Source organism: candidate division TA06 bacterium B3_TA06 (assembly GCA_005223075.1).
GTDB lineage: Bacteria > Hydrothermota > Tepidihabitantia > B3-TA06 > B3-TA06 > B3-TA06.
Genome location: NJBO01000007.1, coordinates 97,236 through 104,346, shown reverse-complemented (window position 1 = coordinate 104,346; position 7,111 = coordinate 97,236). Strand labels below are relative to the sequence as shown.

The window sequence follows — 7,111 nt, the reverse complement described above, 5'->3', positions numbered from 1 at the left end:
ATCGGTTGAGGCAATCTTGACATCTGTGGGGTGCTTGCTATACTTTACCCAGGCGGTGGTAACTCAATGGTAGAGTAACGGCCTTCCAAGCCGTTGGTTGCGGGTTCAAGTCCCGTCCGCCGCTTTTTTTTGCCCCGCACGAGCGCGCCTGCACCCCGGTTGGGTGAAGCAGATTCGTGGGGTAAAAAAAGCTGGTCAAAAGGTGGACAAAAGCTGGTCAGAAGGTGGTCAAAAGGTGGTCAAAATCGGGGTAATTGGGGGTATTTGTGGGGCGGGCTAAGAGCACGCGCTCCAATCCTCTTCCTTGACGGGGCGAAGTGCCCTGTGGGTAGAGGATGGAGAAGGGGGTGATCTGTTTCACCCTCCCCCTACCCCCTCCCATCAAGGGAGGGGAGATTTTCTTCTCGTCGAGTGGAGGGGCTAGGGTTTCTTCCGGGGTCCCCGCTTGTGCCCGTCCTTTGGGTGCGCGAGCGCGAAGCGATCGCGTGGGGTGAATTCACTTGACATTTACACCCCCCCAGCCTATCATCCCTCATGAGCAACGGAAGAAGAATATCTTGGTGGGGTTGGACACTAATTGTGGTGGGTGTCGCATGTGCAGTTGGTGCGTTCGTTCTCTTCAAACTTTGGATTCCTATTTGGAAGGTTTTGAACGTTGCAATCCTGTGGTTGACTACCCCAACAGAAGTGAACGACCAAAGGTATCACTACCTATTAAGCGCTGCCGCTCAAGCACTGGCAGCTCTATTCGCAATCGTCTTTGCGCTTGCCCCTTTAATTATCCAACGTCTAAGCAGGTATACCGCTGTCCCTATGAGAATAATCTTTAACAGGAGGGTCTTAGTGTATATTGTAGGTTTTGCTCTGGCCGTCGCCTTTCCTCTTTGGTTACTTCGAAGCCCTGCAAGTAATGGTGCACTCGTCGTTGCGATTATAGCCACTATCTCCGCGCTCTCTATTGCTTGGTTTTTCTGGTACATCATAAGGTGGACCAATTTACCAAGGATTATTGACAGGTTACAAAGTGAGGTTCTTGATGCAATCACAAGAAGGTAAAGTCGTTAATAGGAAAGCCGAAAAAGCAATATTAGAATTGAATAACATTGTACTGGGTTCTCTACATACCCAAGATTATGGAACGTACGATTACGCTGTTAAAGCGCTAGTCGAATTAACATTTGCTATTGAGGAAAAATGCGGTTATTTAAAACCAGGAATGGATGAAACGCGACTTCATAATATGGTCTTTCAGAAGTTACACGACGTGGCAATAGAAGCAATAAATAATGTAAGGGCAATCAGACAAATATTACATGAGCTAGAAAGAACAGGTTTCAATACTGTGAAAAAATATCAGCCTTCAACCCTTAGAAATATTACAGATTTCATAAGAACGATTGATACGTTGGAAAAACGGAATTCGGATGCTGAATTGATTATCTCGACAAGGTGCGATGAAGTATCGTTTAATTTAATCAATGCAATTTCAATGCAAGACCTCAGAAACGTCACACCTGTCGATAGGAGAAATAGATTCCAGAACAATTTCAATGCTTTAATCAAACAAACAATGGAGTTGTACGAGAACCGACTTGATAATGAATGGGAAAACTGGAAAATCCACATTAACATTAATCGGATGCGTACGGATAAATTAATGGAGAAGTTCGTTGGAGAAGATACGTACATCTATTCCTACTTTATCCTTCCTCATTACTGTAAATATATACCTATATTGATAGAGCATGAAGACCCCGTTGGGAGTCAAATCTTTAGAGCAACAATTCAGAAATTAACCCCAAGTAAGATTAAAGACGACAAAGATGGTTTAATCGTCAGTCGAACCCTAAAGGAACTTAAGCCATATTCAGAAGAGTATCTTGCTAACCAAGAATGGAATCATTTTTGGAATTGGTTTCTATCCTTAGGTGTAAAGGCAGGTTCATATGCAATAGGAAAAGGCGATCTTGAACTCTTCCATACCGCTTTAGATGGATACGAACACGCTATTTATTCAGACAATATTAATATAGACACATTTACCATTCTGGTTGGTGGTTTGATTAATCAAACAAGCTCTTTGGCCGACGAAGACGCTTGGACCCAAGAATTGGCATTAAAAGCTTCAAGAACCCTGGATGTTACGGCGAAACATACCTTGGCACTTCAGAAATACCCATCAGGGATTCTTGTATCTCTCTGGCAGAACATCAAAACCCTTGTCGAAATATTTATTAAGCTCTGTTACAAAAAAAATTGGACTGTAACAATATTGAATCAGCTTGACAACTTCTTTGCTTATATAATGACTGCCTATGCTGAAGGACGTCTAAGAGACCTCCCACCATTGGAAGATGCCTTAAAATATCGTTGGTTGACTGTCGCAATAACTAGAAGTTGGACTTATGACCCTCCAGCTCAAAATCTCTTTCAGTTCTTCTCTAATTATAATAAAAAAAATAAATTCTTAGAACAATATGAAGAAGCTTGTAATTTAGCTACTCGACTCGAGATTCCGCAAAACATTCTCGATGAACTAAAAAAACCTATTGAGTCTGATTCTTGAGAATAGGAGCACATAAGCCCTTGACATCGTAGTCATCGTCAATATTCTTTTGTCCCAAGCCAAAGGCTCGTAGGGGCCGACTTTGGCGATTAGACGCCGCTACGCGTAAGTCGGCCCGCACCCTGCGTCATCTCTTCGAGGTTCGCAATGACACCCTCACCTCTGCCCCTCTACCCTCAGGGGGCACACGTCCCAGGGGGAGAGGGAATTATGCCCCTTCCCCCGGTGTCTCTTCGAGCCACCGACCCCTCCCACCAGAGGAGGGGAATATCTTTTCCTGGGGCGTCGGTTAGGTTAGTGGGGGCGGGGCTACTTTGCGTGGCGGGCGGCCTCGTCGGCGAGGCGTCTGATGAACTCCATCTGAAGCTTGGGGTGTCCCTTGAGCAGCTCAAACAACTTTTCTGAAAGAATCCTGGGGTCGTGCATGTTTTCAGCCGATGCGCCAAAGCCTAAAAGATCGTTCGGCGTAACCTTCAGTGCCGTTGCAATCCGCGCCAGTATGATTACGCTGGGAGCGGAAAGACCGCGCTCTATCTCGCTTACGTGCTTGAGCGTGGTACCGACCTCGTCGGCCAACTTCTCCTGAGACAAGCGTAGCGCCTTTCGTCTACTCCGTATCTCTATTCCCAACTTCCTAAGCATCTCATCGTCTTTAATTTTCACAAGTAAAGCATAAGCCAGTCAGTTAAACATTTCGTATACTACTTGATCAGCCTGGCAGCCTCCTCAGCAAGACGCTTGATAAGCTCCACCTGAAGTTTCGGCTTTCCCTTCAGCAATTCAAGCAGCTTCTCAAAAAGAATTCTAGGATCGGGTGTGCGTTCACCGGGAAGTCTGAAATCCAAGAGATCGTTCGGGGAGGTCTTAAGTGCAACCGCAATCCGGTTCAGTATAGTAACGCTGGGATTAGAAAAACCAAGTTCAATCTTGCTCACGTACTTGAAACTAATCCCGGCTTTCTCGGCCAACTTCTCCTGAGACCACCCCAGTGCTCTCCGCCTGCGGCGTATTTCTTCTCCCACTTTCCTGCGCAATGCAACGTCATCTGCTTTCATGATTTTGGAGTGCGACAACCGCGTTGTCGCCGCAATGACACGGTCATTGCACTCCATATCCACTACTTGAGCAACCTGGCAGTCTCGTCGAACAAACGTTTGAGAAACTCCATCTGGAGCCTTGGCTGTCCCTTCAATGAGTCAAGCAGCTTTTCAAAAAGAATCCTGGGGTCATGGGAAGTTTCACCGGAAGGGCTGAGACCCAGCAAATCGTTCGGAGTGACCTTAAGGGCGGCTGCAATCCGGTAAAGCGTAGTAAGGCTGGGATTGGAAAGGGCGCGTTCTATCTTGCTTACGTGTTTGAAGGTAATGCCTGCCTCATCGGCCAGCTTCTCCTGAGACCAGCTCAGTGCCTTCCGCCTGCGGCGTATTTCTTGTCCCACTTTCCTGCGCAATGCAACGTCATCTACTTTCATTTTTGAAGAATAAACAAAACTGCTTCACATTCTACCTGCTGCAGACCAAAAAATGAGCCTTGACAATTCCTTCTGTAGGTTTAAAATACAAAATGCGTTATGCTGACCGTTTTTTGACAACAATTCGAGCTTGAAACAAGGGGAAAATGATGCCTATCAACCTCGGTGGCTGCCGGTTCAGCGAGCCGGTTAAGCTGGTGAAGTGGAAGCCTCCTCACTCATCAGGGATTTATGCACTTCTGATAGCTGGCGCTTCCACGCTTACCAGATTCGGCTATCAAGTGATTTATTTCGGCGAAGCGCAAGACCTTTCCGCGCTGAGGGTTGACGAGCGCCATCCCGCCTACCCGTGCTGGCTGGTGATTGCCGGTTCGGTGCAAGACCTTTACGTTTCGGCCTTCCCGACCCGGGGCCTGACGGCAGCCGGGCGCAAGGCCCTGATGAGCGAACTCGTGGCCGCGGCAAGGCCGTTCTGCAACTACGAAACCCGGCGCAGCCCTCATCAGCGACCTCCTCAGAATCCTCAGCGAGGCTAAAGCCTCGCGCTACATGGGATGTGTTATGTCCTTAGATTTCTGGAGCGTAAGCTCCAAACAGTAATGAGAATACCCTGAAGGGTACGGGATGTGTTACGGGTTGACATCCCCCTCATCGTCAATATTCTTTTGTTCCAAGCCAAAGGAGGCGGTTAGTGCGCAAGCGTTGGGGTATTGCGGCGCTGTTCATCGGGATGGCGGCGCTCGGCATCGTGTGGTGGCTCTCGTTAAACAACTGGAGCTTTAAAGGCATGGTGCTGAGCAAAGAAAGCCTTTACTTCTCACGCCGCGCAGACTCGGTGGACTTCTCCGGCGTCTACGCGATCCGCGGCCCTGGCTATACCGGCACCCTGACCGTCCGCCGCGCAGGCGACGGATACAACCTGTGCTGGCAGCTTGCAGACAGCAGTGTCTACTACGGCAACGGACTGGCGATGGGCGACGTGCTGGGAGCGGTGTGCGCGGTGCAAGGACACAAACATACCCGGGTGCTTGCCTACAAGAAAGCGGCAGACGGCCTCAGCGGACTTGCGGCCCGGATGGACGGCGACAAGCTGCGCTGCGAGAAGACCGCGAACGCCGAGCGCATCAGGGCCTCCAACCATCCCCTGACCGGAACCTACACGGTGCAAGGCTCCCACCCCAACCAGATGTCCTACAAGGGCAAGATGATGCTTGAACGCACCGGCGCTACCTACACCGTAAGGTGCCGGGCATCTGACAGCTCGCAGTACTGCGGCACGGGTTTTGCAGTGGACGAGGTGTTCGTAACCGGCTACTCGAACGCGATGGGCGTGGGCATCGCGGTATACGAGATCAAGTCCTCAAGCCTGGAAGGGCGCTGGCTCTATACAGACTACAGTCGTCTTGCCACCACCTCGCAGATCCGCGCGGGCATGGAGCGGGCAGGCAAATAGAATTGCCCCGGAACAAAATCTTCAAAGCAATGTAGCGCAGGCTCTCCAGCCTGCGGCTTTTAGATATTTATAGCCAGGAGTGTCCGTTCTACAAGTTACCGATATTTATAGAACAGACAAGAGTGTCTTATCTTGATTTGCCGATAAAGGGTTAGAATCGGTAACGGAGAGCCAGGCCGATCCCCTGCTCTGCGGGAACGAGCGAGAGCCGCTGCTGCTCCTTGAATCTGAACATGTGGGCATCCACGTATGCGTCTGAGACCGCGAAGGCGATCACCGCGCCGGTAAAGAACGCAAAAACGTTGCGCCGGTCTTGATGAAGGTTACGAAGAGAATCTATCCTCGGGCCTTTGACGGAGCTAGGCACGTCGTCAGACCACATCTCGTCCACGCCGATCATCAACAGATGTTCGCGGACGGTGAAACAGGCGAGTGCGATCTCGGCAGCCGCGATCAGCCCGCCCTTTGCGTAGCTTTCGTTGTATAACTGCCCTGCGCCCGGGATGAAGGCCGAAAGCAGCATCGCAGTCCTTACTTGGTTTTTGCGCTCCATTTCGCCTTTCGGCGAGGTGATCGCGGTATCGGCCGGGGTCTTTAAGGAATCCTGCGCATTGGACTCTGGAGGACTTGATGTAGTCTCTTCGGCAGCCAGAGTGAGCAAGAAACCCGAAAAAAGAACAGCAAGGAGCGCAAGACCCCTCATGGCACAACGAAGGTAAGCGCCCTGGGCAAGACAGATATTTGGAGCTCTTTGAATGGCTCACTCGAGACCTCGCCGTCCACGTGATAGTAGACCTGGCCGGAGAAGGCAAGCTTCATGCGGCGGAAGCGGTGCATCGAAACCACGTCCGTGACCTCAACGTGCTTGCCCTTGAAGCTCGAGGGTATGAGGCTGATGAAACGCAGTTTGGAGATCTTGCGCACGAGACACAGGTCAAGCTCACCGTCGGCAAGATCGGCGTCGGGTGTGAGCATGAACATCCCGCCGTGATAGCGGCCGTTGCCCACCGAGATGCTCATAGTTTCAAGTTCAAGCCGCTCACGGTCGGTCTGGACGGTGACGGTTGGGGAACGAAAGGTCCCCAGGGTTCGCAGCACCGCCACCAGGTAGCCAAGATCGCCCTTAATACCGGAAAGCTGCATTCTGCGTGCGGTATCGGCATCGAAGCCTGAGCCGAAGATGTTTATGAAGAGCCGATCATTCACCTTGCCCAGATCGATGCGGCGCAGATTGCAGGGTTCAAGGTAGCGTTCAGGCTCAAAGAACTTCACGCCCGCGGTGCGAGCGAAGTCGTTGCCCGACCCTGTGGGAATCGTCCCTAGTTCGATGTCGGCTCCTGAAAGCGCGTTCAAAGCGGTATTCAGCGAGCCGTCGCCGCCGACCACGACAAGCCGTTCGACCCCTTCTTTAAACGCTTCCCTTGTGAAACGCTCGATCATCCCCGGCTCTTCGCAAACCCTGTAGTCAAGCTTTTTGCCGGCAAAAAACTCGGGCCAGCGCTTGCGTGTCTTGCCCTTGCCAGCAGACGGGTTAACGAGAAACCTAACCTTCATACCCACCCCAGTGATTTGCACCGCAAATCCCCCCGGACCCCGAAAATGATACCCGAAAGTTCCTTCA

At 50.8% G+C, this 7,111-nt stretch carries 9 protein-coding genes and 1 tRNA gene; 5 read left to right on the top strand and 5 right to left on the bottom strand.

Annotated features, from left to right (window positions below; genetic code table 11):
- Nucleotides 1–52 precede the first annotated feature (52 nt).
- The 3 genes from CEE36_05970 to CEE36_05960 all read left to right on the top strand — a co-directional run bounded on the left by CEE36_05970 (nt 53) and on the right by CEE36_05960 (nt 2,566).
- Nucleotides 53–124, top strand: a tRNA-Gly gene (locus CEE36_05970).
- A gap of 455 nt (nt 125–579) precedes the next feature.
- Nucleotides 580–1,056 (top strand): hypothetical protein, encoded by a 477-nt coding sequence (locus tag CEE36_05965; protein ID TKJ43029.1) that lies wholly within the window; start codon nt 580–582, stop codon nt 1,054–1,056.
- Complete coding sequence (locus tag CEE36_05960) at nt 1,037–2,566, top strand: hypothetical protein (GenBank protein ID TKJ43028.1); 1,530 nt, start codon at nt 1,037–1,039, stop codon at nt 2,564–2,566. The genes CEE36_05965 and CEE36_05960 overlap by 20 nt, the downstream gene beginning before the upstream one ends.
- Before the next feature lie 309 nt (nt 2,567–2,875).
- On the opposite strand, the gene CEE36_05955 is transcribed toward CEE36_05960, so the two are convergent.
- The 3 genes from CEE36_05955 to CEE36_05945 are packed head-to-tail and all read right to left on the bottom strand — an operon-like array spanning nt 2,876 to nt 4,037.
- A complete protein-coding gene (locus CEE36_05955) occupies nt 2,876–3,208 on the bottom strand; it encodes a transcriptional regulator (protein TKJ43027.1) in 333 nt (110 codons plus the stop codon).
- Between the two features lie 59 nt (nt 3,209–3,267).
- The gene (locus CEE36_05950) at nt 3,268–3,684 is read right to left on the bottom strand and encodes a hypothetical protein (protein ID TKJ43026.1); all 417 of its coding nucleotides are present in this window, start codon (nt 3,682–3,684) and stop codon (nt 3,268–3,270) included.
- Nucleotides 3,684–4,037: a hypothetical protein gene (locus CEE36_05945; protein TKJ43025.1), complete on the bottom strand. Its 354-nt coding sequence runs from the start codon at nt 4,035–4,037 to the stop codon at nt 3,684–3,686. The genes CEE36_05950 and CEE36_05945 overlap by 1 nt, the downstream gene beginning before the upstream one ends.
- Before the next feature lie 149 nt (nt 4,038–4,186).
- Here CEE36_05945 and CEE36_05940 point away from each other — a divergent pair, with 149 nt between their 5' ends.
- Both CEE36_05940 and CEE36_05935 read left to right on the top strand, forming a co-directional pair.
- Entirely contained in the window at nt 4,187–4,573 is a 387-nt protein-coding gene (locus CEE36_05940; protein TKJ43024.1) for a hypothetical protein, read from the top strand.
- A gap of 155 nt (nt 4,574–4,728) precedes the next feature.
- The gene (locus tag CEE36_05935) at nt 4,729–5,490 is read left to right on the top strand and encodes a hypothetical protein (GenBank protein TKJ43023.1); all 762 of its coding nucleotides are present in this window, start codon (nt 4,729–4,731) and stop codon (nt 5,488–5,490) included.
- 151 nt (nt 5,491–5,641) lie between these two features.
- Here CEE36_05935 and CEE36_05930 read toward each other — a convergent pair whose 3' ends face one another.
- Both CEE36_05930 and CEE36_05925 read right to left on the bottom strand, forming a co-directional pair.
- Complete coding sequence (locus tag CEE36_05930) at nt 5,642–6,193, bottom strand: hypothetical protein (GenBank protein ID TKJ43022.1); 552 nt, start codon at nt 6,191–6,193, stop codon at nt 5,642–5,644.
- A complete protein-coding gene (locus CEE36_05925) occupies nt 6,190–7,044 on the bottom strand; it encodes a hypothetical protein (GenBank protein TKJ43021.1) in 855 nt (284 codons plus the stop codon). Before CEE36_05925 ends, CEE36_05930 begins: the two co-directional genes overlap by 4 nt.
- Nucleotides 7,045–7,111: the final 67 nt, after the last annotated feature.